25 protein-coding genes are annotated in these 25,079 nt (G+C 58.3%); 8 read left to right on the top strand and 17 right to left on the bottom strand.

What is annotated here, in order from left to right:
- Positions 1 to 2 precede the first annotated feature (2 nt).
- The 13 genes from ACYQ1A_RS08600 to ACYQ1A_RS08540 form a co-directional block, all read right to left on the bottom strand.
- On the bottom strand, positions 3 to 1,133 hold the full coding sequence (locus ACYQ1A_RS08600) for an FkbM family methyltransferase (RefSeq protein ID WP_499361696.1): 1,131 nt from the start codon (positions 1,131 to 1,133) through the stop codon (positions 3 to 5).
- 12 nt (positions 1,134 to 1,145) lie between these two features.
- Entirely contained in the window at positions 1,146 to 2,954 is a 1,809-nt protein-coding gene (locus ACYQ1A_RS08595; protein ID WP_499361695.1) for a thiamine pyrophosphate-binding protein, read from the bottom strand.
- Entirely contained in the window at positions 2,954 to 4,063 is a 1,110-nt protein-coding gene (locus ACYQ1A_RS08590) for an N-acetylneuraminate synthase family protein (RefSeq protein WP_499361694.1), read from the bottom strand. The genes ACYQ1A_RS08595 and ACYQ1A_RS08590 overlap by 1 nt, the downstream gene beginning before the upstream one ends.
- Before the next feature lie 237 nt (positions 4,064 to 4,300).
- Positions 4,301 to 5,749 (bottom strand): sulfate adenylyltransferase subunit CysN, encoded by a 1,449-nt coding sequence (gene cysN / locus ACYQ1A_RS08585; RefSeq protein WP_499361693.1) that lies wholly within the window; start codon positions 5,747 to 5,749, stop codon positions 4,301 to 4,303.
- A 69-nt stretch (positions 5,750 to 5,818) separates the two neighbouring features.
- Positions 5,819 to 6,745, bottom strand: a complete 927-nt coding sequence (cysD, locus tag ACYQ1A_RS08580; RefSeq protein WP_499361692.1) for a sulfate adenylyltransferase subunit CysD — start codon at positions 6,743 to 6,745, stop codon at positions 5,819 to 5,821.
- 206 nt (positions 6,746 to 6,951) lie between these two features.
- The gene (gene rsfS, locus ACYQ1A_RS08575; protein ID WP_053938498.1) at positions 6,952 to 7,323 is read right to left on the bottom strand and encodes a ribosome silencing factor; all 372 of its coding nucleotides are present in this window, start codon (positions 7,321 to 7,323) and stop codon (positions 6,952 to 6,954) included.
- 73 nt (positions 7,324 to 7,396) lie between these two features.
- Positions 7,397 to 8,041 carry a nicotinate-nucleotide adenylyltransferase gene (nadD, locus tag ACYQ1A_RS08570; RefSeq protein WP_499361691.1) on the bottom strand — a complete coding sequence of 215 codons (645 nt, stop codon included), beginning with the start codon at positions 8,039 to 8,041 and terminating at the stop codon, positions 7,397 to 7,399.
- Positions 8,038 to 9,294 carry a glutamate-5-semialdehyde dehydrogenase gene (locus tag ACYQ1A_RS08565; RefSeq protein ID WP_499361690.1) on the bottom strand — a complete coding sequence of 419 codons (1,257 nt, stop codon included), beginning with the start codon at positions 9,292 to 9,294 and terminating at the stop codon, positions 8,038 to 8,040. Before ACYQ1A_RS08565 ends, nadD begins: the two co-directional genes overlap by 4 nt.
- 63 nt (positions 9,295 to 9,357) lie before the next feature.
- A complete protein-coding gene (locus tag ACYQ1A_RS08560; RefSeq protein ID WP_499361689.1) occupies positions 9,358 to 10,152 on the bottom strand; it encodes a trypsin-like serine peptidase in 795 nt (264 codons plus the stop codon).
- Positions 10,153 to 10,296: 144 nt separating this feature from the next.
- Positions 10,297 to 11,280, bottom strand: coding sequence for a hypothetical protein (locus ACYQ1A_RS08555; RefSeq protein WP_499361688.1), 984 nt, complete (start codon positions 11,278 to 11,280; stop codon positions 10,297 to 10,299).
- Positions 11,281 to 11,507: 227 nt separating this feature from the next.
- Complete coding sequence (locus tag ACYQ1A_RS08550; protein WP_499361687.1) at positions 11,508 to 12,809, bottom strand: ATP-binding protein; 1,302 nt, start codon at positions 12,807 to 12,809, stop codon at positions 11,508 to 11,510.
- 112 nt (positions 12,810 to 12,921) lie between these two features.
- Complete coding sequence (gene rstA, locus ACYQ1A_RS08545) at positions 12,922 to 13,644, bottom strand: two-component system response regulator RstA (RefSeq protein ID WP_053938492.1); 723 nt, start codon at positions 13,642 to 13,644, stop codon at positions 12,922 to 12,924.
- Positions 13,645 to 13,704: 60 nt separating this feature from the next.
- A complete protein-coding gene (locus ACYQ1A_RS08540) occupies positions 13,705 to 14,358 on the bottom strand; it encodes a HugZ family pyridoxamine 5'-phosphate oxidase (protein ID WP_499361686.1) in 654 nt (217 codons plus the stop codon).
- A 182-nt stretch (positions 14,359 to 14,540) separates the two neighbouring features.
- On the opposite strand from ACYQ1A_RS08540, the gene def reads away from it, so the two are divergent.
- Positions 14,541 to 15,074 (top strand): peptide deformylase, encoded by a 534-nt coding sequence (gene def, locus ACYQ1A_RS08535; RefSeq protein ID WP_499361685.1) that lies wholly within the window; start codon positions 14,541 to 14,543, stop codon positions 15,072 to 15,074.
- Between the two features lie 81 nt (positions 15,075 to 15,155).
- Here def and ACYQ1A_RS08530 read toward each other — a convergent pair whose 3' ends face one another.
- Both ACYQ1A_RS08530 and cspE read right to left on the bottom strand, forming a co-directional pair.
- Positions 15,156 to 15,359, bottom strand: a complete 204-nt coding sequence (locus ACYQ1A_RS08530) for a hypothetical protein (RefSeq protein ID WP_152969209.1) — start codon at positions 15,357 to 15,359, stop codon at positions 15,156 to 15,158.
- A gap of 351 nt (positions 15,360 to 15,710) precedes the next feature.
- Entirely contained in the window at positions 15,711 to 15,920 is a 210-nt protein-coding gene (gene cspE / locus ACYQ1A_RS08525; protein WP_053938488.1) for a transcription antiterminator/RNA stability regulator CspE, read from the bottom strand.
- A gap of 424 nt (positions 15,921 to 16,344) precedes the next feature.
- Here cspE and ACYQ1A_RS08520 point away from each other — a divergent pair, with 424 nt between their 5' ends.
- The 6 genes from ACYQ1A_RS08520 to ACYQ1A_RS08495 all read left to right on the top strand — a co-directional run bounded on the left by ACYQ1A_RS08520 (position 16,345) and on the right by ACYQ1A_RS08495 (position 21,474).
- On the top strand, positions 16,345 to 17,652 hold the full coding sequence (locus ACYQ1A_RS08520; RefSeq protein WP_062224030.1) for an NAD(P)/FAD-dependent oxidoreductase: 1,308 nt from the start codon (positions 16,345 to 16,347) through the stop codon (positions 17,650 to 17,652).
- 557 nt (positions 17,653 to 18,209) lie between these two features.
- A complete protein-coding gene (purE, locus tag ACYQ1A_RS08515; protein WP_499361684.1) occupies positions 18,210 to 18,695 on the top strand; it encodes a 5-(carboxyamino)imidazole ribonucleotide mutase in 486 nt (161 codons plus the stop codon).
- Entirely contained in the window at positions 18,692 to 18,958 is a 267-nt protein-coding gene (locus ACYQ1A_RS08510) for a hypothetical protein (protein ID WP_053938485.1), read from the top strand. The genes purE and ACYQ1A_RS08510 overlap by 4 nt, the downstream gene beginning before the upstream one ends.
- A 5-nt stretch (positions 18,959 to 18,963) precedes the next feature.
- The gene (locus ACYQ1A_RS08505) at positions 18,964 to 20,103 is read left to right on the top strand and encodes a 5-(carboxyamino)imidazole ribonucleotide synthase (protein WP_499361683.1); all 1,140 of its coding nucleotides are present in this window, start codon (positions 18,964 to 18,966) and stop codon (positions 20,101 to 20,103) included.
- Positions 20,100 to 20,522, top strand: a complete 423-nt coding sequence (gene fos, locus ACYQ1A_RS08500) for a fosfomycin resistance glutathione transferase (protein ID WP_062224028.1) — start codon at positions 20,100 to 20,102, stop codon at positions 20,520 to 20,522. The genes ACYQ1A_RS08505 and fos overlap by 4 nt, the downstream gene beginning before the upstream one ends.
- Before the next feature lie 70 nt (positions 20,523 to 20,592).
- Positions 20,593 to 21,474 (top strand): phosphoribosylaminoimidazolesuccinocarboxamide synthase, encoded by an 882-nt coding sequence (locus ACYQ1A_RS08495; protein WP_499361682.1) that lies wholly within the window; start codon positions 20,593 to 20,595, stop codon positions 21,472 to 21,474.
- Between the two features lie 1,012 nt (positions 21,475 to 22,486).
- Here ACYQ1A_RS08495 and ACYQ1A_RS08490 read toward each other — a convergent pair.
- Together ACYQ1A_RS08490 and glnK are read right to left on the bottom strand one after the other, a co-directional pair.
- Complete coding sequence (locus ACYQ1A_RS08490) at positions 22,487 to 23,941, bottom strand: ammonium transporter (RefSeq protein WP_499361681.1); 1,455 nt, start codon at positions 23,939 to 23,941, stop codon at positions 22,487 to 22,489.
- Positions 23,942 to 23,968: 27 nt separating this feature from the next.
- Positions 23,969 to 24,307 carry a P-II family nitrogen regulator gene (glnK, locus tag ACYQ1A_RS08485; RefSeq protein ID WP_053938482.1) on the bottom strand — a complete coding sequence of 113 codons (339 nt, stop codon included), beginning with the start codon at positions 24,305 to 24,307 and terminating at the stop codon, positions 23,969 to 23,971.
- A gap of 270 nt (positions 24,308 to 24,577) precedes the next feature.
- Here glnK and ACYQ1A_RS08480 point away from each other — a divergent pair, with 270 nt between their 5' ends.
- Positions 24,578 to 24,838: an accessory factor UbiK family protein gene (locus tag ACYQ1A_RS08480; RefSeq protein WP_053938481.1), complete on the top strand. Its 261-nt coding sequence runs from the start codon at positions 24,578 to 24,580 to the stop codon at positions 24,836 to 24,838.
- Positions 24,839 to 25,079: the final 241 nt, after the last annotated feature.

The raw sequence follows: 25,079 nt of genomic DNA, 5'->3' as shown, positions 1-25,079 counted from the left end.
CCTTACCGCTTTGCCGGAATTGCGTATAACACGCAATCGAACGAATTGAAAAAATGCTGGCGAATATAAAAATCATATCCGTCGCACAATTCAAACAGCAATTCCGGCAACTCCCAGATATCCTGGGGGTTGTGATACAGCGAGAGCGCCAGCACCGGGCGACTGCGGGCAATCAGATTGCGGGCGCCACGCAAGACCTGCGCCTCGGCGCCTTCCACATCCAGTTTGATCAGATCAACGTGGCCTTGCGGCAGCAATTGGTCCAGCGCGGTTGCAGCGATATGTTGGTCGCCGGTGGCGCTGATTGAGCCGCCTTCACCCTGCCCCGAATTAAACGACAAAATCGTGTATTGCTCTGCGGCGGCCAAAGGCAAACACACGGCCTCCGGATACTGGCCGGCCATATTGCGCGCCAGCGCGGCGTAATTGGCGGGATCGGGTTCCAGCAATAGCGCCTGCTGGCAGCGAATACCGTCCTGGCGCGCCAGGTCGATATAGGTATCGCCGTTGTAGGCGCCGCAATCCACATAAGTGATGGCGCGGCCGCGCAATGCGGGCAAGGTCAGTTCATTAAAATATTGCGGCTCGGCCGATTGGACGCTGGCGAAATCCAGATCAACGCCCAGACGAAACGCCATTAAACGCAGCAATACATTGCGGCTCGTGTCGTCGCCCAAGCGCGCCAATACATCGCGCATGCGCGGCAGATGGGCCTGCAAAAACGCGCGCGTGCTTAACCAGAAACGCCAGCCTAGATCGGCGCCAAACTGGTCGTAGCTATCCCACGGCATCACCACCGCGTCAAAACCGGCGGCCGTGGCCAACTCAATCAATTGGTCAAAAGCAGCCGCGCGATTAAGAATGCCCAGCGCCAATTGCGCCTGGCGATCTTGCGCAGTTAATTCGCTCCAGCTTTTGATCGGCAAATTCAGCGCTGTTTTGGCACGCGGCGTGGTTTCGATAAAGCCCGCCACCGACACGCCATTTTTTTGCATGGCGCGGCACAAATCCTGGCCGAAATTGCCCGCGCCAAAAATCCAGACCGGTTGATCGGCGCGCACCTGCCGCGCCGGTTGCGCTGCGGCAAGCATCAGTTGATCGAGGTTAAGCGGCATCGGGGTGAGGGCGGTCAATGCAACGCTCCGTTATCGCGCAATGGATTTGATTGCAGCCGCTTCGGCGCGCACTGCCTCCACCACCGATTGCTCAAGGAACGGATGCATATCGTCGAGTTCGGGGGTAAAGAATTTGCCGTTTTCATCCACTCGCGATTTGATGCGCGGGGCGAATTCCTGGCGCGGATCAACGTGCAGATCAATCAATAGCGGGCCATCTTGCAACAGCAATTGGTCCAGCTGGGACAGGTCTTCTTCGCTCCAGATCGACGCGGCTTTCAAGCCGTACGCACGCGCGACGGCGCAGAAATCCGGAAATTCAACGCCGGTAGCGGGCGTTGCGCCGATAACCCGACCAAAGAAGTTTTCATGCGTTTGCCAGATCGACAGATAGCCCGCGTTGTTCAGCACCACGATCACCACATTGGCGCCCAGGGTCTTTAGCGTCTGCAGCTCCTGGATATTCATCTGGATGCTGCCGTCGCCGGCAAAGCAGATCACGCGGCGCGGCTGGTCAAAGGTGGCGGTCGACGCGCCCAGCGCCGCAGGCAAATCATGGCCCATCGAGGCCGAGCCCGAGTTGCTGAACAAGCGCTGGCCCTGCTGCAGCGTGCCCACCTGAAACGGCAAAATGCACGCCGATGCATTGCCGGACACCACGATATCGTCGGGCCGCATCGCCTTGAAAATGCGATCAACCATTACGTAGGGATTGAGCGGTGCGCCGGGTTTTTGCACGTGTTCTTTGGCCGCGTTATAGGTCTGGCCAATCTTGTGGCACCAATCGGCCCACGGTTGGTAACTGGGCAGTTGTACGCTGGCCAGTTCTTGTTCGAGCACGTCGAGAAAAACCCCAAGGTCCGCTGCCACGCCCAGATCAACCTGGACCGTGGGCTTGCGTAATTCGGCCGCATCGATATCGACCTGCGCCACCCATGCGTTGCGGGCAAAGGTGCCCCAGTTATAACTGGTCTGGCGAATATTCAGACGCGAACCCAGCACCAGCACAAAGTCGGCGTTTTGCAGGCAGAAATTGCCCGCGCGCGTGCCGATGGTGCCGGGGCGTCCGGCAAACAACGGGTGATCGGAGGCGATCAGGTCATGCGTCCACGCGGTGGCCAGCGGAATGCCCAGCTTTTCGATCAACGCCAGCACGCGCGCTTCGGTTTTCGACAGGCGCACGCCGGTGCCACCGAGTACCAGCGGCCGCTGCGCTGCACGCAGCTGCTGGATGATGGTCTGGCAGTCGGCACGTAGCGCGTCATTGACGGGCTGCGCGGGCCACACGGGCGCCGGAATATTGATTTGCTGCGTTGATTGCTGAATATCGAGCGGGATATCCAGCCACACCGGGCCAGGCCGGCCGGACACCGCTTGCACAAACGCCGCCGGCAGCATGGTTTCCAGATCTTGTTCCGAGCGCACCAGTTGTGCGTATTTGCACACCGGGCTGGCCATCGCAATCGTCGGGCCTTCCTGGTCGCCCAGCTGGCGCAGCTCGGGCAAGTCATAAAACGAAAGGCAGGTTTCGCGCTTGGCTTGCCCCGAAATCACGATCATCGGAATCGAATCGGTATACGCGCCATACACGCCGTTCAGGGCATTGATGGAGCCCGGGCCGGTGGTCAGCATCACCACGGCGGGCTTGCCGCTGATGCGTGCATAGCCTTCGGCCGCCATGGCGCATGCTTGTTCGTGATGCATAAACACGGTGCGCAGTTGGCTATGGCCGCCGATGGCCTGGTTCAGAAACATGGCGCCACCACCGGTGACGGTAAAAACCTGTTCCACGCCGTGCTCAACCAGCCAATCGGCGATTTGTTCAGAGATACGTTTCATTAGAGTCCGCGATTCATGATCAGGCTTTGCAGCGCCGGGTTTTCGCTATATGGGCCGTCGATGATATCGATGGTCAGGCGGTCATTGGCTTTAATGGGTTGCAGCAGCTTTTCGCCATTCATGACTTCGCGGCAGGACAATTGCCCCTTATGCAGCGGAATCGCCAGATAAAAGTCTTTTTCAAAAGCTTCTTTGCTGAATACATAACCGGCTTCCAGGTCGCGCTTGGCATAGGCGCCACGCACCAGCGCATCCAGATATTCTTTTTCGCGCTTCGAAATCACGCGCCGGCTTTGGCCCACACCACCGCACATTTCCTTGGCTTTGTGGAAGGCCTTGAACCAGGTGTCGCAATTCTCCGGCAACGAGCAATACGGCGACACGGCCACATCTTCGTAATTGATATCGATATGGCGTTCCCAGCTGCGCGCGCCTTTGCCATAAGAAATCAGCATCGACGAGAACCAGTCATGATATTCGTGCGTGGAATAGCCAATGACATGGTTGGGATAACGGCGTTTCAGATAATCAATCTGGTCCAGGCCCAATTCGCTGTCTTCGCTGGGGTATAGCGATACGCAATGGTTGATGGCCAGCGGGATATCGCGCTTTTCATAAAAGCTGACCAGATCATCCAGATCTTTTTCCGAGGCGCCCCCGGTGGATACGATGGTCGGTCGGCGCGTAGAGGCGATTTTTTCAATCAAGACCCAGTCATTCATGTCGGAGCTGGCAATCTTGATAATCGGCATATCAAAATCTATGCACAAATCCACCGACGGTTCGTCAAACGGCGTGGCCATCGGAATGCAGCCCACATTCTTGATTTCTTCAACCATCCGGGTGAAATCGGCGCGGCTGAGCTTGGTGTCTTCCGTTTTTTTAACGTAGCGCAGCTCTTGATTGCCTTTGAATTCAGGATGGATGAATTCGTCCATATCGCGGAATTGCAGCTTGATCGCCGCTTTAACGTTGTTAAAGCGCACGATGGTACCGTGGTCACGGATGATCTTGATCCCGCGATCCAGACTGCCCCAATGGTTGTTGGCCAGTTCCAGAACAAACAGGTTTTCAAAGATATCTCTATCACGTTGGCTGACCGAACTCATTGCCTCTCCAGGTATTGCGGAATTGATGCGGCGCCGGTTGCGGCAGGCAAGCGGCGCGCCAGATTCAAGAGCACGATAATAGCATTGCCGCGCTTTGCCACCGTTCAATCCCGACTTTCGCCAGGCCAGGTGTTGGATACGGAGGCGCAGCAATCGGCACGCTGTGCACCGCCTTGAAAGGACAAAAAAATGCCCGCGAGCAGAGCGCGGGCATTTGATCAGGCAATCTGGCGGCAATCAATCGCGGCCCGAAATATCCTTGGCGCCCCAATGCGGAAAATACTTGCGCACCAGCCCGTTCATTTCCACTTCAAACGCGCGCAGGCGTTCCAGTTCGCTCATCGCGGCAATATCAGCAGCAGTGCCCTGCGCCGAGGCCGCCGCAGGCGCCAACACCATGCCGGCACCCGCCGTGGCATTGGTCAGGCGGTCGATGATGATGAAGTTACCCGTGCCACGGCACTGGCTATAGGCGTCAAACACCACCGGCGCGGTCACATCGACGGTGACGCGAGCGATTTCGTTCAGCGCCAGTTGCTCGGCCGGGACGTGTTCGAGCGTATTCACATCAATACGGTGCTCGATGGCGCGCACGCGGCCATAAATGGCTTTGCCGCCCAGCTTGAACTGATACTCCTTGCCCGGCTGCAACGGTGCTTCGTTCATCCACACCACATGCGCCTCAAACGCTTGCGCCACGTGCGGCGGCACGTCGCTGGCGCGCACAATCAGATCGCCGCGGCTGATGTCGATTTCGTCTTCCAGCGTCAGGGTGACGGCCTGGCCGGTGAAGGCCGTGGGCTGGTCGCCTTCGAAAGTGACAATGGCTTTGACCTTGCTGCGTTTGCCCGAAGGCAGCGCCACAATCTCATCGCCCGGATGCACGCGACCCGCCGCAACGGTGCCGCAGAAACCGCGGAAGTCGAGGTTGGGGCGGTTAACGTATTGCACCGGAAACCGGAAGGCTTCCAGGCGCGCATCGCGGGATACTTCCACCGATTCCAGCAAGCTCATCAGCGTGCCGCCGTCGTACCACGGCGTGCGTTCGCTGGCGGTCACCACGTTATCGCCGCGCAGTGCCGAGATTGGCACAAAGCGGATATCTTCGATGCTCAGTTGTTTGGCAAATTCGAGGTATTGCGCTTTGATTTCGTCAAAGCGTGCCTGGCCAAATTCGACCAGATCCATTTTATTGACCGCCACCACCACGTGTTTAATGCCGAGCAACGACACGATATAGCTATGGCGGCGCGTTTGCGTCTGCACGCCATAACGCGCATCGATCAGGATAATGGCCAGGTCACAGGTGGACGCGCCGGTGGCCATATTGCGCGTGTATTGCTCGTGGCCCGGGCAATCGGCAATGATGAATTTGCGTTTATCGGTGCTGAAATAGCGATATGCGACATCGATGGTAATGCCTTGCTCGCGTTCGGCTTGCAGGCCATCAACCAGCAGAGCCAGGTCGATTTCTTCATCGGTGGTGTTGTACTTTTTGCTGTCTTTGGCGATCGCGGCCAATTGATCTTCAAAGATCAGTTTGGAATCGTGCAGCAAGCGGCCAATCAGCGTGGATTTGCCGTCATCCACGTTGCCACAGGTAATAAAGCGCAGCAGATCCTTGTTCTCGTGTTGTTTGAGATAAGCAAGGATATCGCTGGCGATCAGATCAGACTGGTGAGACATATAGGGTTTTCCGTATCGATACCGGGCGGCCGGGTGTGGATTAAAAAATGGGCGCGGTTTACGCGGGCTTTAGAAATAGCCTTCCATTTTTTTCTTTTCCATTGAGCCACTGGAATCATGGTCAATCACGCGGCCCTGGCGTTCGCTGGTTTTGGTCAGCAACATTTCCTGGATGACGTCAGCCAGCGTGGCGGCTTTGGATTCAACCGCGCCGGTCAGCGGATAACAGCCCAGCGTGCGGAAGCGCACCCATTTGGTTTCGATGCTGGCTTTCTGCTCGGGCGTCAGATATTGCAGGATGCGATCGTCGTCGATCATCACCAGCGTGCCATTCAGATCCACCACCGGGCGTTCTGCGGCAAAGTACAACGGCACAATCTCGATGTTTTCCAGAAAGATGTATTGCCAGATATCGAGTTCGGTCCAGTTGGACAGCGGAAATACGCGGATCGATTCGCCTTTGTCGATGCGCGAGTTATACAGATTCCACAATTCCGGGCGTTGGTTTTTCGGGTCCCAACGATGGTTTTTATCGCGGAACGAATACACGCGTTCTTTAGCGCGTGATTTTTCTTCATCGCGCCGCGCGCCACCAAAGGCGGCATCAAAACCGTATTTATCCAGCGCTTGTTTCAGGCCCTGGGTTTTCATAACGTCGGTATGTTTGGCGCTGCCGGCGGTAAACGGATTGATACCGGCTTTAACGCCCTCTTCATTGACGTAGGTAATCAGGTTCCAGCCTTCAGCCCGCTGTTTTTCACGCAGCTTGTACATTTCCTGGAATTTCCAGGTGGTGTCGACGTGCATGAGCGGGAACGGCGGCTTGCCGGGATAAAACGCCTTGCGCGCCAGGTGCAGCATGACGGCGGAGTCTTTACCGATCGAATACAGCATGACCGGATTTTCAAATTCGGCCGCGACTTCACGGATGATGTGGATGGACTCGGCTTCCAGTTGCTTGAGGTGAGTCAGCCTCGCTTCGCTAATGCCTGTCATTGCTGCTTCAGTACCTGATTGCGCGGCGCAGTGGGGCGCCGGGGTGACACTTTGCGGGCGCAAAGCGGAAACAAACGAATCTACCTCAACGGGTTAGCCGTTTAAAGATTCAATCGTTATATCGTTATGGTGTCGATTGACGATGCGCGGCCGCGGCGGCGCGCAAAAATAAAAACCGGCCTCGCAAGACCGGTTTTCAGCAACGCTCAGACTGCGGTCCAGGACCGGCCCAGCGGTGCAAAGGTCGGCTTCTGCCCGCCCCACAGCTGTTCCAGATCGTAGTAATCGCGTACTGGCGGCAGCATCACATGCACCACCAGCGAACCTGCATCGACCAGAACCCATTCACCGGATTCTTCGCCTTCGGTACTAACGATCTCAAAGCCTTTGGCTTTGAGTTCTACCGCGACGTTGTTAGCCAGGGCGCGCACCTGGCGGTTGGAATCGCCGCTGGCGACAATCATGCAATCAAACAGGTCGGTCAACTGGGTGGTATCCAGCACCAGAATGTCTTTGCCTTTGATATCTTCCAGCGCCAGCACGGCGGTATCGCGCATCTGTTGGGTGTGTTCGTCCATTCATCCATATCCTGCGGGGCCAGCGCCCGGTCGGCGGTTGCCGTATTGCTTGCCGGGTCGCGGCGGGGCCGCGTCAAGTTTCATAAAGCCCGGATTGCTGCACTTCGGCGGCAACCGGAGTCAGGCCACTGACATCAGCACCATGCGCGAGTTTGTCGCGTAGTTCGGTGGATGAAAATGGCATGAGCGGGGTGGGCAGAAGGCTGATTCCGCCCTTATGCAACGCATCGGGGTGCGCTGCTACTTTGCGGGTGTCCAGCACCTGCATCAGTTCTTTTGGCAGTTTAGACCAATCGTAGCCGGGTCGAGCCGCGACCACCATGTGGCCCAGCTCCAGCAGATCAGTCCAGCGATGCCATTGCTGTAAATGATGAAACGAGTCGCCGCCAATCAACCACACCAACAGCGTATCGGGCTGTTCAGCTTGCAACTCTTCGAGCGTGTCTACCGTATAACAGAAGCCCTGACGGCGCACTTCCCGGTCGTCGGCTTGCAAACCCGCTTCGCCCGCCACGGCGTGTTGCACCCACACCAGACGTTGCTGCGGACTGGCGACCGGCGCATTGCGGTGTTGCGGCAGGCCGGTCGGGATCAGGCTGACCGACGGCAAGGCAAAGGTATCGCGCAAGGCCCGGGCCAGCATCAGATGGCCCTCGTGGATCGGGTCAAAGGTGCCGCCAAATATGCCCAGGGCTTTGGGCGGCGCAAGCTGACTCAAACGCGGATTTCTCCGTTGCCCAACACCACCCATTTCTCGCTGGTCAGGCCTTCCAGGCCGACCGGACCACGTGCGTGGATCTTGTCGGTGGAAATGCCGATCTCGGCGCCCAGGCCGTACTCGAACCCATCGGCAAAACGCGTGCTGGCGTTCACCATCACCGAGGCCGAATCCACCTCGCGCAAAAAGCGGCGCGCTTTGCTGTAGTTCTCGGTGATGATGGCATCGGTGTGGTGCGAGCCATAGGTATTGATATGGTCGATGGCTGCGTCCAGATCGTCCACCAGCTTGATCGACAAAATCGGCGCCAGGTATTCGGTGCGCCAGTCTTCTTCGGTGGCGGGAATCGCTTCGGGCAGGATGTCGCGTGTGGCGGCACAACCGCGCAGCTCAACACCCTTTTGTTCGTAAATGGCGGCTAACGGTGGCAGGATCAGATCGGCCACGTTGCTGTGCACCAGCAGCGTTTCCATGGTGTTGCACGGTGCGTAACGCTGGGTTTTGGCGTTGTCGGCGATGCGGATGGCTTTTTCGGGATCAGCTTCTTCGTCGATATAGACGTGGCAGATACCATCCAGATGCTTGATCACCGGCACGCGTGCATCTTGCGCGATGCGGGCGATCAGGCTTTTGCCCCCGCGCGGCACGATGACATCGACAAATTCGGTCATGGTGATCAGCTCGCCCACGGCGGCGCGATCGGGTGTTTCGATAATCTGGACCGCGGTGGCAGGCAGGCCTGCGCTGGCCAGGCCTTCTTTCACCAGCGCGGCAATCGCCTGATTGCAGTGAAACGCTTCGCGGCCGCCACGCAGGATGGTGGCATTGCCGGATTTGATGCACAGGCCGGCGGCATCGGCGGTGACGTTGGGGCGGGCTTCATAAATGATGCCGATCACGCCCAAGGGCACGCGCATCTTGCCCACCTGAATGCCGGAAGGGCGGAATTTGAAATCACCCATCTCCCCCACCGGATCCGGCAGCGCAGCAATCTGGCGCAGGCCTTCGGCCATGGTGGCGATGGTTTTGTCGGTCAGTTGCAGACGATCGAGCAGGGCAGGTTCCAGGCCGTCGGCGCGTGCTTGCTCCATATCGCGCGCGTTGGCGGCGATCAGCGTGGCGGCATCGCGCACGATGGCGTCGGCGATGGCCAGCAAGGCGGCGTTTTTGGTGCCGGCATCGGCACGGGCCATGGCGCGGCTGGCCAGTCTTGCCTGGCGGCCGACCTGCTGCATATAGGCCTGAATGTCCATTATCTGCTCAAAGAATCAAGGTGATAGCGCGCTATTGTAGCCAAATGGCCGCACGCTGTCCCGCTAGCGTTGGCGGCTGGGCGCTTCGGGGCGCTGCAATACGGTGACGGCGATGTTATCCACCTGCTTGCGCATCTGGTACGGCGGGGCCGAACTTTGCACCGCAATCAGCAGCGGGCCGGTGGCGGTATCAATCCAGACGGGCGCGCCGCTGTCGCCTTCCAGCGTGTCGCACTGATGGAACACCGTGTTGTCGGGGCTGAGCGCGGTGATCTTGCAGCCGCGATGCGCGGCGAGCACATCTTCCAGATCCTCGGGATAACCGGCCTGGCTGACCTTGTATCCCGCGGTTTTTAGCAGTTGCTGCAATTGCTGGCGATTGCCTTCAAATGCGGGCATCGGCGTGGGCGGGGTGCCATCGACCAGTTCAACTTTGAGCACAGCGATATCGTAAGGGCGCGCGCCGCTATCGATATAAACGCCGTCTTTGCGCCGATCCAGCCCTTGCTGAAAGCGCTGGTTAAACGTCTGAGTCAGCACGCGGTAGTGCGCGGTATAACGGCCGTTGTCATACGCGGTTTTAAACCACTTGGCGTGGTCGCGATTTTTGCCCGCCATCCAGAAGCAATGCGCCGCGGTCAGTGCGGTATCGGGCGCGATCAAGGTGGCGGTGCAGTCATAACCGTTTTGCGTACGCATCACGCCGATTGCGGCATACGGGCCGGTAAAAGGCGTGTGGATGATCACGCGGTCATCATGGCCATAGAACATGATCTTGTTTTGCTGCGCGACGCTGGGGTTGCGGGCGTAGGCAAAGCTGGCGCACAGGGCCAGGCACAATAGAAACAAGCGCTGCATGGTGGGCAATACCGGTGAGTCAGAACTGAAGATAAAACGTGGACGCCTGGCGCGGGCAGGTGTTCCGTGCCGTGCAAACAAAAACGGGGACCGAAGTCCCCGTTCTTGTTGATGCTTGAGTCTGTTTGCCCGAAGGCGCAAGACTTAGGCAGCGGAAGCAGCAGAAGCTTTAGCAGCGGAAGCCTTGTGATGCTTCTTGGCTTGAGCCTTTTGTGCAGCAGAAGCAGCGGAAGCCTTCACTTTCTTGGCTTCAGCCTTTTGAGCGGCGGAAGCAGCGGAAGCCTTGTGCTTTTTAGCTTGGGCTTTTTGAGCAGCGGAAGCAGCAGAAGCCTTCACTTTTTTAGCTTCAGCTTTTTGAGCGGCGGAAGCAGCGGAAGCCTTGTGCTTTTTAGCTTGGGCTTTTTGAGCAGCGGAAGCAGCAGAAGCCTTCACTTTTTTGGCTTCAGCTTTTTGAGCGGCGGAAGCAGCGGAAGCCTTGTGCTTTTTAGCTTGGGCTTTTTGAGCAGCGGAAGCAGCAGAAGCCTTCACTTTCTTGGCTTGTGCTTTTTGAGCGGCGGAAGCAGCGGAAGCCTTGTGCTTTTTAGCTTGGGCTTTTTGAGCAGCGGAAGCAGCGGAAGCCTTCACTTTCTTGGCTTGTGCTTTTTGAGCAGCGGATGCAGCGGAAGCCTTAGCCTTCTTGGCTTGAGCCTTTTGTGCAGCCGAAGCAGCGGAAGCCTTCACTTTCTTGGCTTGTGCTTTTTGCGCAGCGGAAGCAGCGGAAGCCTTAGCCTTCTTGGCTTGAGCCTTTTGTGCAGCCGAAGCAGCGGAAGCCTTCACTTTCTTGGCTTGGGCTTTTTGAGCGGCGGATGCAGCGGAAGCCTTGTGCTTTTTAGCAGTGGCTTTTTGTGCAGCGGAAGCAGCAGAAGCCTTTTCTTTCTTGGCTTGTGCTTTTTGAGCGGCGGAAGCAGTCGAAGCAACTACTTTCTTGGCTTGTGCTTTTTGAGCAGCGGAAGCAGCCGAAGCTTTCTTGTGAGCGTGCTTTTCAACCTTCACCGATTTAACGGTGGAAGCCGGAGCGTCAGCTGCAACGCTGAATGCAGCGGAACCAGCAAACAGGGCAGCAACGAGCGTAGCGACCAACTTGTTCATGAGAATTCTCCAAAAAGACAAATGTGCGGAAGACACGTTTATGTCGTGTTGGAGCGGATTATTGAGAAAACTCTCAGGCCGGTCAGTGCGGGGATGGTTGCGCGTTGTAACCGAATGTACGTGACCCTTGTAACAATCGATGCGATTGATCTGCGTCAACGAGCAAATCGCCCCGTCGGCGCAATAGCGCAGCCACCCGCAAGTGCTGTTGCCAGCCGATGCGCGCCTCAAATGCGGTTGGCATCCTTCAAGCTGGTGGGCCAGTACAGCGCAATGCGGGCGCCGCCGAGTGGCGCATCCTCGATGCGGATATCGCCACCATGCCCGCGCATCACCATCGCCACAATCGCCAGGCCCAGACCGTAACCGCCGGTGCTGCGATTGCGACTGCCTTCCAGTCGCTCAAACGGTTGCAGCAAACGCTCGCGTTCAGATTCCGGGATGCCGGGGCCGTTGTCATCGACGTTAAGCGTGGCCACGCCGTCCTGCCAACCAAGACTGACTTCAATGCGGCCGCCGCCATAGCGTTTGGCGTTGCTGATGGTGTTGGAGAGCACGCGCGACAAGTAATAGCTGTCCGCCTCCATCAAGGGCGCGCGCAGGCCGGTGTTATTAGTTAGCGGAATAGCCACGCCGCCCACGGCCAGTTCGTCCAGTTGGCGTTCCAGCCACGGCTGCATTTCCATTGGCTGTAGCTCAAGTTTGAATTGCGAGCGTTCCAGCTTGCGCAGGGTCAGCCATTCTTCTACCAGCTGGTCGATGGCTTCCAGATCGCGTTCCATGCCCGCAGTTTGCGCCTCAGCCGGCGCGCCGGCTTTCAGCGCTTCCAGCCGATAGCGCATGCGGGCCAGCGGCGTGCGTAAATCGTGCGAGATGGCGTCGATCATTTGCTGGCGGCTGGCCGTCAGTTCTTCCACATCGTGCGCCATGCGGTTAAAGGTGGAGCCCAACGGCGACAGCGCCGAGTTTTCCGAGAGCACGGCGCGCACGGCAAAGTCACCGTTACCCATCTTGCGGCTTTGCCGGATCAGCGCCAGCAGATCGCGCCAGAACGGCCGCATCCACAACCACGTGGGGATACCCAGCGCCGCGCACATCAACACCAGGCCGACAATATCGGGCCACGAAATATTATCCAGCCGGTTGAGATAAGGCACCGGGCCTAACACCACCATCAGATTGGTTTCAGGGATGCGGTGCAGATAGATGTCTTCGTCTTCGACCAGAATGATGTCGCCATCGGCCAGCGCAGTGCGGTTGCCGGGGCTGAGCGTATAAGCGTCCAGTTGCTCGATCTCAACCGGCACCGGCAACTTGCCACGCAGCCGACTGATTTCGCTATGCCAGATCGATTGCGGCAGATCGCCCAGTTCTTCTTCAACAATGCTGATGGTGGTCTGAAAAATATCGGTCAGGTAATGCTGGTTGATGCGCTCGATCATGTGCTTGTACAAGCCGCCAATAATCAAGGCCGACGCCAGAAAACACACCACCACCGTCAGATAGAACCGCAAGAAAAGCTGGCGCATGAGCAACCCGGAAAATTAAGCCCTTGGGGCGACAGCGTAGCGCATAGCGCGCCCAACAAAAAACACCGCCCGGATTATCAGACGGTGTCAGCGGCAAGGTTGGCGTGGCGCTTTACTCTTGCCACCAGATATCTGTGGCAAACAGATAACCCTTGTGGCGGATGGTCTTGATCTTGCGCGGCTCGTTCGGATCATCCTGCAGCTTTTTGCGCAGGCGCGAAATGGCGACATCCACGCTGCGATCCAGTCCGTCGTACTCAATCCCGCGCAAGCGCTTGAGCAGATGATCGCGCGACAGAATCTCGCCGGCATGGCTGGCCAGTTCCCACAGCAAGTCAAAGTCACCGGTGGACAAATGCAGTGGCTCGTTGCGGTAAGTGGCGGTGCGGTTGCGCGAATCAATGACCAGGTGGCCAAAGTTAGTGGTGGTGCGCTGATCTTTGGCGGCGCTGGCCGTGGGCGTTACCGTGCCGCTGGACTGGCGCAGATGTGCCTTGATCCGTGCCATCAACACCGCGGGCGGCGTGGTCTTGACCACGTAATCGGTAGCGCCGATTTCCAGTGCCATGATCTGGTTCATGTCGCTATTGAGCGAAGTCAGAATGATGATGGGCCCGGTGTAGAACTCACGCAGCTCGCGGCATAGCGTCATGCCGTCTTTGCCCGGCAGCATCACATCCAGCAACACCAGTGTGGGCGGGTTGTTGCGCACATGTTCGACCACATGGTGGCCATCCGGCAGATGGTCCACTTCAAATTCAAAACTCTTCAGAAAACCGCCGATCAGATCGGCCAGTTCCAGGTCGTCCTCAACGAAAAGAATACGTTGGGCCATAAGAGACTCCAGAAAGCACAGCTGTTGGTATCAGTGCCCGGATGAACCGGGTCTGCGGGACTACGCCGCCCCTGCTTTGCGCGCGGCGGCAGCCAGCGCGGCAAGGTCTTGCGGCCTTTCGATAAACTCATAACGGTGCAACCGCCCCTGGCGGCGGACATCGCAGCCATAAAAATCCAGACCCACCCACTCGGCATCGGGCAGATCCGGCAGGCTGTGCAGCAACTGCGCCTCATCGTCCAGACTGAGTTGCGCAGCGGCCTGCCATTGCTCGGGGGCGCTCACGCCCATGCGGCCAAAGCCGGCGATATAACGCACGGCCGTCAACTGGAGGCGCCACCAGGCAAAGTCGCCCAGTTGCAGGTATTGGCGGGTTTCTGGCTGATAACGCATCAACCGCGCTTGCAACAGGGGGGAAGGCGTAGCCGGTTGTGCTGTGCCGACCAGCGTAACGCGCGCGGGCGCGGCGCTGGTATTGGCATCTTCCACGATCAGCAAACTGGCTTGCGGCTGCGCGCGCAGATTACGCGTGTGCTCGGCCAGCCCGCTGATGCAGAACCACGGCGCGCCGGTCTCGTCGGTGCTGAAGGTTAGCCACGAGGCATAAGGCGTGCCCGGCCAGGCCAGTGATTGCGTGGCCAGCGCGCCACTGCGGGCCTGGCGTAGCAGTTGCAGCGCGGGCGTGACCCATTCAGACGAAGGCGTGTTTTGCATAAGGCACTTACATGACAAGCAGAGCTTGATTTGGGAAGATGGGCCGCAATACCTCACCCGAGAGCGATTGATCTAAGCGGCCCGCCGGTTATGCCATCTGACTGCAGTGATTGTAGTGGCATACGCTATCAGCCGCCTGATTGTTCAATCGACTGAACTAAAGATCGACAGGAGCCCGCCTTATGGCCGTACGTACAGTCATCAAAATGGGAACGCCCAGCTTGCTGGAACGTTCGGAGCCGGTAGACAGGTTTAATACGCCTGAGTTGCATGCGCTGATCGGCGATCTGTTCGACACCATGCACGCCTATAACGGCGTGGGCATTGCGGCGCCTCAGATCGGCGTCAATCTGCAGGTGGTGATTTTTGGTTTTGACGCCAGCGACCGCTACCCAGACGCCGCGCCGGTGCCGCGCACGATATTGATCAACCCGGTGATTACACCGCTGGACGAGGTGCAGGAAGACGGCTGGGAAGGCTGCTTGTCAGTGCCCGGTCTGCGCGGCGAAGTCCCGCGTTATACCCGGATCCGCTATCAGGGCTTTGATCCGGAAGGCAATGTGATCGATCGCGTGGCCGAGGGTTTTCATGCCCGCGTGGTGCAGCATGAATGCGATCATCTGTGGGGCGTGCTCTATCCGCAGCGGATCACGGATATGACGAAATTCGGCTACGTGGACGTGCTGTTTCCGGGACGCGAAGACAAAGACGACTGAGCGCACGCGCCACGCAAACGCCGGACGCAAAAAAGCCTGCAACGTGTGCAGGCTTTTTTCATGATCGGGATCAGTCGGGAATTATTCGACGATCAGAACCAGATCGGAAACAGATTCAACGCTTTGCTTGCCCGGACCCCAGCAAACTTTAGCCTTGCTGCCCTTTTGATAAACCACCAGACCGTCAACGGCTTCTTCGCGGCCGATGCCAGCGGGGCGATTCACGCGGTCGTTACGGGCAAATTGTTGTTCAGTCTTGCCAAAGAAAGGGATGCTGATTGCCATGATTTGATACTCCAGTGAGTTCTTGAATGTTTTCGTCTTTGAGTGATGCCAGTATACATCAGTCGTACCTTTACTACGTAGTTTTTTTACGTGTAACGATAAGCGGCAACTACCAAAATGAACGGTCAAGAACCTCACAAACATCGCCACAACCCGCATTAAACCGTGACAAATGTCGTAGTGCTGGCCGGAGACAACTACAAAATGCGTAGTAATTCTGCAATATAAAATGTAGTTTTCGGCCAATAACGCGAAACTACACTTTTAATCGGCACTTGTCGTACTCAACGCCAGGCGCAAAAAAACCGCAGCGGATGGCTGCGGTTTTGATGTGGCGCTGACCGGGTGTGATCAGATAGCGCGGATGGCGCTGGCCTGCAGACCCTTGGGGCCTTGCTTGACTTCAAATTCAACGCGCTGTTGTTCTTTCAGCGTTTTGAAACCTTGACCGGTGATTTCGGAGAAGTGCGCGAACAGATCAGCACCGCCGTTGTCGGGGGTGATAAAGCCGAAGCCCTTGGTGTCGTTGAACCACTTGACGGTGCCGGTAGTAGTAGACATTGCTACATTCCTTTAAAACAAAAACAAAAAACGATAGAGATAAACCGGGTGGCGCAAGATGCGCATCAGCCCGTTTGCTGCTGCATAAGACGACCAGGAAAAGTACCGGAAACCAACGAGATACCACGCAAGGCGCGGTCAGGGGAAAACCGAGGACACACTGAATCGAAACTGCGGTTTGCGAAGATACACAGGTTTATCTGAAGTGTCGATGACCGCCAGGTATCCGGATGCGCGGCAGCCGCATCGCTTGTTTGCCGCAAACGTCTATATATAAGCGCACAACGTCGCGCAACCTGTAGCCAAGTGACTGTATCCTACGTAATTATTTTGTTTTCAAAGCAGGGTGGGCCTGGGCATCCTCTCTTGAAACCAAGATGGGCGGATTACGCCTATAAAAAAGATCACATTCCTGGGAATCACTATGAATACAGCATCAGCGCACCGCATCGTTATCGTGGGGGGGGGCGCGGGCGGTCTGGAACTGGCAACGCGGCTTGGTCATACGCTAGGACGTAGCGGCAAAGCGCGTGTAACGCTGGTTGATGGCTCTCCGACGCATATCTGGAAGCCTCTTTTGCACGAGGTAGCCACCGGCGCTTTGAACACCGGTGAAGACGAAGTCAACTACTTCGCGCATGCCCACCAGCATGGTTACGAATTCGAGTACGGCTATATGAAAGCCCTCGATCGCGATAGCAAAACCATCCAGATTGATGACGTCATCGACCATGACTGCACTGTTTTACGTAGTGCCCGCACGCTCGGCTACGACACTTTGGTGCTCGCGGTTGGTGCCGTCGCCAACGATTTCGGTACACCGGGCGTACAAGAACACTGTATGCAACTGAATACGCGCGATGATGCAGACCGTCTGCGCCGCGCCATTCTGTCGCAATCCTTCATGGCCAGCGCCGACGACCAACCGCGCCGCGAATTGCGCATCGGCATTATCGGCGCCGGCGCCACCGGCGTTGAACTGGCCGCTGAAATCCACCACGCGATCACCGAAATCCACAATTACGGTTCGCATATGTCGCCGGACCAATTGCGCATCAGCATCGTCGAAGCTGCGCCGCGTATTCTGGCAGGCGCACCGCAAGCCCTGTCTGATTACGCCACCGAAGCGCTGCAACGCCGCAATATCGCGGTACTGGTCAACAGCAAAGTAGCGGCCATCCACGCCCGGCACATCGAACTGGCGGATGGTAGCGAGATTCCGGCCGATATTCTGGTCTGGGCAGCGGGCGTCAAAGCCGCGCCGTGGCTCTCGCAACTGGGGCTGCTGACTAACCGCAATGGTCAGATTGAAGTGACTTCCGTACTGCAAACGGTGAGCGACAAGCATATCTTTGCGATCGGCGACTGTGCCTTTGCCCGCGACGGCGAAGGCGGCCCGCCGCTGCTGGCCACCGCCCAGGTGGCGCACCAGCAAGCGCGCTGGCTGGCCAATATGCTGGAGAACTACTTTGCGGGCCGAGAAGTGCAGCCGTTCCGCTTCAAGCCGCAAGGCATCATGGTATCGCTGGGCAAACACACCGCTGTGGGCAGTCTCGCCGCCGTGGTCGGCCCCAAGCGCGACTATTATGTGGAAGGCCGCGGCGCCAAGCTGATCTACGCCTCGCTCTACCGCATGCACCAGGCCGCCGTACATGGCTGGCCGATGGCGATGTTGCTGTATCTTGGCGACAAACTGCGCCGCATCGCGCAACCGGCATTGAAGTTGCATTAAGCCATCAGTAAAAAACAGGGCGCGTTATCCAGACGGAAATGCGCCCGAATTTTTGGGTGCAGTGAGTGTGGCGATGGCTTGGGGTGGTGGGTCTTGACCCACCCTATGCAACAGCGCAGCGCATTGCCGATGTCGACAGACTGTGCTCGTCAGCAGTTGTCCCGAGCGGCGTGGAAGGGGATCGCGCCGGAGCGCAGGAAGCGGATTGGGCGGAATGCCCATGAATATTTCGAGGGAGCGGCGGTTCGCTAGCGCTGATTCGCAAGAGGTGCCCGCGCAGTAGCCATCCGCCAAAAAAAAACGCCGGCCTGGCAGGTCGGCGCGTAAACAGAGGATGGAAACGAAACCGCGCGGCAAAGTGCCGCGCAACCTGCATCCTCGGCGACTGGCTACCGCTGGTCATTAACACGATCCAAGTATTGACAGCGCCCGCGCAATCCGTATACCGCGCGGGCATGCTGTTTATGTGTAGGTTTTCCGGCTGATCGGCAGGGCGCAACTGGCCCGCGTTCGCCGTTTACAGCTAGTATTCAGCGTTTTGGGCAAAGGACTCGGGCATGGCGCAGGTGGGCGTAGTAATGGGCAGCAACAGTGATTGGGAAGTCATGCGGCATGCTGCTGACCAACTGGCTGCGTTCGGGGTCGAATTTGAAGCGCGCGTGGTGTCGGCACACCGCACGCCCGATCTGATGTTTGAATACGCCGAAAGCGCGCGCGCGCGTGGCATCCAGGTCATCATCGCCGGTGCCGGTGGCGCGGCGCATCTGCCTGGCATGATCGCCGCCAAAACCACGCTGCCTGTGCTCGGCGTGCCTGTGCCATCGCGCTATCTGCGCGGCGAAGACTCATTGTTGTCGATCGTGCAGATGCCCAAGGGCGTGCCGGTAGCCACCTTTGCGATTGGCGAAGCGGGCGCCGCCAACGCCGCGTTGTTTGCCATCGCCATGCTGGCCAACACTCAGCCCGCACTGGCCGAAGCCCTGGCGGCATTCCGTCAGAAGCAGACGCAAACCGTGCTGGATATGGCCCTGCCGCTGGAATGATTCCGGACGAGCTGACCCGCTGGCAACGCGTGATTGACGGCGGGTGGTGGCGCTGTGTGCTGTGGAACGGCGTGGTGTGCTGGGGCGTGCCCCTGACCGTGTTGTTGTCTGCAGTGCGCACGCTAACTGGTATTAGTGGAAGTATTATTTCAGAGCTATTACGCACGTTTCCCTTTGGTTTGGCCGCAGGTTTCGTCTACGGACTGGCCTTATGGGGCTACGCGCAGTTGCAGATTGTTAAAGCTAGACATAAAAAGGATTGATTTTGATGGTCAACAAGCCGATTTTGCCACCCGCCATGCTGGGTATTCTGGGGGGCGGGCAACTTGGCCGCATGTTTACCGTAGCCGCCAAGACCATGGGTTACCAGGTGACCGTGCTCGATCCCGATCCCAACGCGCCCGCGGCGGATTTTGCCGACGTGCATCTGGCGCAACCGTATACCGATGTGCACGCGCTGGCCGAACTGGCCAGAACCTGCGCCGCCATCACCACCGAATTTGAAAACGTCAACGCCGACAGCATGCGCTGGCTGGCGCAACAAGGCATTCCGGTCAGCCCGTCTGGCGAATGCGTGGCCATTGCGCAAGACCGCATCGCCGAAAAGACCTTTATCCGCAATAGCGGGCTGGATACCGCACCGTTTCTGGCCATCCGCAATTCGGGTGATCTGGATGTCGATCTGAGCCCTTACCTGCCCGGCATTCTTAAAACGGCGCGTCTGGGTTACGACGGCAAGGGCCAGGTGCGCGTGCAGACGCTCGAAGAAGCCCGCCTGGCGCTGTCGAACATGAAGCATCAAGCCTGTGTGCTGGAGAAAATGCTCCCCTTGGTGGCGGAAGTTTCGGCCATCGTCACCCGTACCCGCGCGGGCGAAGCCACGTGCTTCCCCGTTGCAGAAAACCAGCACAAGAACGGCATTCTGGATGTCTCTATCGTGCCCGCGCGCATCAGCGCAGAACTGCTGGACCAGGCGCGCAGCATGGCGCTGCAGCTGGCCGAAAAGCTCGATTACATCGGCGTGCTGGCAGTGGAATTCTTTGTGCTGGAAGGCGACCGCCTGGTTATCAACGAAATGGCGCCGCGTCCGCATAACTCGGGCCACTACACGCTCGACGCCACGCTAACCAGCCAGTTTGAGCAGCAAGTGCGCGCCATGTGCGGCCTGTACCCGGGTAAAACCGATCTGCTGCGCCCGACCGTCATGGTCAATCTGCTGGGCGATACCTGGGGCGAAAACAATGCCGCGCCGCATTGGGAAGTCCTGATGACCGCACCCAATACCAAGCTGCATTTGTACGGCAAGAAGGAAGCGCGCATCGGCCGCAAGATGGGCCACTTTAATGTGCTAGCCGATAGCGTCGACGCCGCGCTCGAACAAGCCGAAGCCATCAAAGACACGCTATGAGCGGCGTGTCTGCCACCGGGCTTAACCATCTGACGCTGGCCGTCACTGATCTTGACCGGTCGGTGGCGTTCTATCGGCGCGGTCTGGGCGCACGCCTGGCGGCGCAGTGGGATCGCGGCGCCTATCTGGCGCTGGGCGATTTGTGGTTATGCCTGAGCCTGGGCCAGCGCGATCTCGCGCACGATTACACGCATTACGCCTTTGGCTGTGTGCCCGAGCAATTTGGTGCGCTATGCGAGCAATTGCGCGGCGCGGGCGCGACCGCCTGGCAGGACAATCGCAGCGAAGGCGAGTCGTACTACTTTCTGGACCCCGATCAGCATCGCCTGGAGCTCCATATCGGCGATCTGACTACCCGCCTGAACGCCTGTCGCCAACGGCCCTATGCCGGGATGACCTTTGGCGAGCTGGCGCCATAAGCGCGCCAGACTGACCGCAGCATGCTTCAGGCATAATTCTTTTTTTTGCCCCCTCACGGAGAACGGCGCCATGTCTTCTGGCCTGACCACCACCAACCTCACCAGCCTGAAAAAGATTTATTCGGGCAAGGTGCGCGATCTGTATGAAATCGATGGCCAGCGCATGCTGATGATCGCCACCGACCGCCTTTCGGCGTTCGACGTGATCCTGGCCGAGCCGATTCCCGAAAAAGGCAAGATCCTGACCGCGATTTCCAATTTCTGGTTTGAAAAGCTGCGCGACCTGGTGCCCAGCCACTTTACCGGCGAGCAACCGGAAGACGTGGTCGACCCGATCGACCTGCCGCAAGTGGAAGGCCGCGCCGTGGTGGTCAAACGCCTGCAAGCGGTGCCGGTAGAAGCTGTGGTGCGCGGTTATATCGTCGGCGGCGGCTGGAAAGACTATCAGGCCACCGGCAGCGTCAGCGGCATCAAATTGCCCGCAGGCCTGGTCGAAGCCGACAAACTGCCGGAGCCGATCTTTACGCCGTCGACCAAAGCCGCTGTGGGCGACCATGACGAGCCCATCTCGTTTGAGCAATGTGCGGATCTGATCGGCGCAGAACTGGCGGCCAAGGTTCGCGATACTGCCATCAAGCTATATAAGGCGGCATCGGAATATGCGGCCACGCGCGGCATTATCATCGCCGACACCAAGTTTGAGTTCGGCCTGGATGAAGACGGCACGCTGTGCCTGATGGACGAAGCACTGACGCCCGATTCCAGCCGCTTCTGGCCCGCCGACCAATACCAGCCCGGCAAGAACCCGCCCAGCTACGACAAGCAGTTCGTACGCGACTGGCTGGAAACCACCGGCTGGAACAAAACCCCACCCGCTCCCGCCTTGCCGGAAGACGTAGCACTGCGCACCGCCGCCAAATACCGCGAAGCGCTGGACAAGCTGACCGCGTAACCAGCACCAGCCGCGCCGGCGCGTTAGTCCGGCGAGCCGGCGGCGCTGCCGGCAGCATCCTTGCCAGCAAAAATGTGCGTTGCCCTACGGGTAACGCACCCTACCCATCATGCTTGCGCACCCGGCAGAACCGGCCGCAGGCGCGCATCCTCTGCATTCTTCTCTTTGGCTTTGAGTGGTGGGTCCAGACCCACCCTATCCAGCCCCACCCAGCCCGCGACAGATCAGCGCATCACCAAGCGGCAGCGCAGCGCCCCGCCAAAGGGCAAAGGCGCAGCCAAGCCCTCCGCCTCGCAACAGCGCAGCGCATTGCGTACCCGCAAAGCCGCATCGGGTCGAATTATGGCGCAGGCAGTTTGCAGACCGCCGGAGCGCAGGAAGCGTAAACGTACGTCCTTGTACGTGCGCATTCCGAGCACCGCCGGGCTGCAAAATGCCTCGCCAGAATCGACCAACAGAGCAAAGGCGCAGCCAAGCCCCCCGCCTCGCAACAGCGCAGCGCATTGCGTACCCGCAAAGACGCATCGGGTCGATTATGGCGCAGGCAGTTTGCAGACCGCCGGAGCGCAGGAAGCGTAAACGTACGTCCTTGTACGTGCGCATTCCGAGCACCGCCGGGCTGCAAAATGCCTCGCCAGAATCGACCAACAGAGCAAAGACCGCCGGAGCGCAGGAAGCGTAATCGTACGTCTTTGTACGTGCGCATTCCGAGCACCGCCGGGCTGCAAAATGCCTCGCCAGAATCGACCAACAGAGCAAAGACCGCCGGCGCGCAGGAAGCGTAAACGTACGTCTTTGTACGTGCGCATTCCGAGCACCGCCGGGCTGCAAAATGCCTCGCCAGAATCGACCAACAGCTGCAAAAAAAAAACCCGCCTTGCGGCGGGTGAAGGTACGACTCTGCTCTTTTGGGATAAACCCACCTGCATATATTTACAAACCAGCTAACACGCCTCGCATACCGCAGCGAACCCCCGGCAACCGAACTTGCCGCAATCCGCCGCGCTACGACTTACTCCACGCGCTCGCCATGCAGGGTTACATCCAGACCCTCGCGTTCTTCTTCTTCAGTTACGCGCAGGCCCATCACAACATCAATAATCTTCAGCAGTACGAAGGTCAGCACGCCGCTGTAGATCAGGGTGCACAGCACGCCCTTGATCTGCAGAACCACGTTGCCATCCACACCGCCGATATCTTTTACCGCAAACACACCGGTCAACACCGCACCCAGGATACCACCCACGCCGTGCACACCGAATGCGTCGAGGGAGTCATCGTAGCCCAGTTTGTGTTTCAGCCACGTTGCGGACCAGAAGCAAACGACACCCGCCAGCAAACCGATGATCAACGCACCGCCCACGCCCACAAAACCAGCAGCCGGGGTGATGGCAACCAGACCTGCAACGGCGCCAGAGATGATGCCCAGTACCGAAGGCTTGCCCTTGGCGATCCACTCGGCAAACATCCATGCCAGTGCGGCCATGGCAGTTGCAACTTGCGTGGTCATCATGGCGAAGCCGGCGCGGCCATCAGCAGCCAGTGCGGAGCCGGCGTTAAAGCCGAACCAACCCACCCACAGCATCGAAGCACCGATCAGCGACAGCACCAGATTGTGCGGTGCCATGGCTTCCTTGCCGTAGCCGACACGCTTGCCCAGTACTAAAGCACAAACCAGGCCAGCTACACCGGCGTTGATGTGTACGACCGTACCACCAGCAAAATCAAGGATGCCAGCGGTGGCCAGCCAACCCGTCGGTTCCCACACCATGTGCGCAATCGGTGCATACACGATGATCGACCACACGCCCATGAACACCAACATGGCAGAGAACTTCATACGGTCAGCAAATGCACCGCAGATCAGCGCCGGGGTGATGATGGCAAAGGTCATTTGATAGACCATGTACACCGATTCCGGGATCGACTGTGCCAGGTGGCTGACGGTCAGCGTGGTAGCCGACGCGCCCTTCACATAGGCCATGCCAGACAACATGACGCGGGAGAAGCCGCCGATAAAGCTATTGCCCGGCGTGAAGGCCAGCGAATAACCAATCACGACCCAGATCACGGTGATCAGCGCGGTGATGGCAAAGCTTTGCATCACGGTGGCCAGCACGTTCTTTTTGCGCACCATGCCGGCATAGAACAGCGCCAGGCCCGGGATGGTCATGAACAGCACCAGCGCGGTGGAGGTCAGCATCCATGCAGTGTCGCCACCGCTGATCTTGGACGAATCAACCGAGAACGGCGCAGTCGGTGCCGGTGCGGCAGCAGGCGCCGCAGCGGCTGCAGAAGCATCAGAGGCAACAACAGCGGCAGCCGGCGCCGGTGCAGCGGCAGATGCGTCGGACGCGATAGCGGCCGCAGCATCAGACGCGGCAGGCGCTGAAGCATCGTCGGCAAAGCCGGGGGCAGCCACAAACATGGCGCCCAGCAACGCGACCATTGCAAATAGTTTTTTCATCGGGGCATCTCCTTCCCTTATTTTTGCTTAAATCGCAGATTCGCCGGTTTCGCCAGTGCGGATACGCACCACGGATTCCAGTTCAAATACAAAAATCTTGCCGTCGCCGATCTTGCCGGTGTTCGCCGCTTTCTCGATGGCTTCGACGGTTTGATCGAGCAGATCGTCAGCAATGGCGACTTCGAGTTTGACCTTGGGCAGAAAATCAACCACGTATTCCGCACCACGATACAACTCGGTATGGCCCTTTTGACGGCCAAAGCCCTTCACTTCGGTTACGGTCAACCCGGCAACACCAATTGCTGACAGGGCTTCACGAACCTCATCAAGCTTGAATGGCTTGATGATGGCGGTAACAAATTTCATGGGTTTGCTCCTCATGTCCCGGTAACGACAGTGCAACATGAGCAACAAGCATGCCATGTGCCGCAAAGCCCGAAAAATACCGGCTTGTCGGAGAAAAACCGACACGCCGCACCAGAAGCGCGCGCCACGAACCAACGTGGAAAACAGCCGGGCACAGTTTCGGTGCGGCAGGCCTTGTCAGAAACATAGTGCACATCACGTCAGCCCGCCATCAGCGCGGGCGCGTCTGCTACACTGCAAAAAATCCAGCAAAAACCCGGAGAAACCATCATGTTGAAAGACAAGTTTTTTGACGACATCGCCAGCCGCATTTCCGATGCCATCGCCAACAGCCCGGCCAAAGACGTAGAAAAGAACGTGCGCGCCATGATGAGCACGGCGTTTAACAAGATGGATCTGGTCACGCGCGAAGAATTTGATATCCAGCAAGAAGTGCTGGCCCGCAGCCGCGAAAAACTGGCGGCACTGGAAGCCCGTATTCTGGAACTGGAACAACGCGTGACTGGCGGTAACCCGCAAGACAGCCTGTAAGGCTGTTTCTTAAGCACAAATTCGGCGCAGGACGGGCTGCGCGGTTGATCATCTGGACGGTCAGTCGCGTAATGCCCTGAAGTGGCGCTTGCAATAAAAAAGGCGATGCCGTGGCGGCATCGCCTTTTTTACGCGGATGAGGAACGTTGAAGCCCGTGGATGAAACCCGCAACCCTTGGCGTTCTGATTGCTGGCTTTGGTGGGTGGGTCATGACCCACCCTATGCATCGCAGCTCACGCT

This window comes from Silvimonas sp. JCM 19000 (assembly GCF_054652575.1).
The sequence above is the reverse complement of the archived record's forward strand: the minus strand, read 5'-3'. Positions and strand labels throughout refer to the sequence as shown.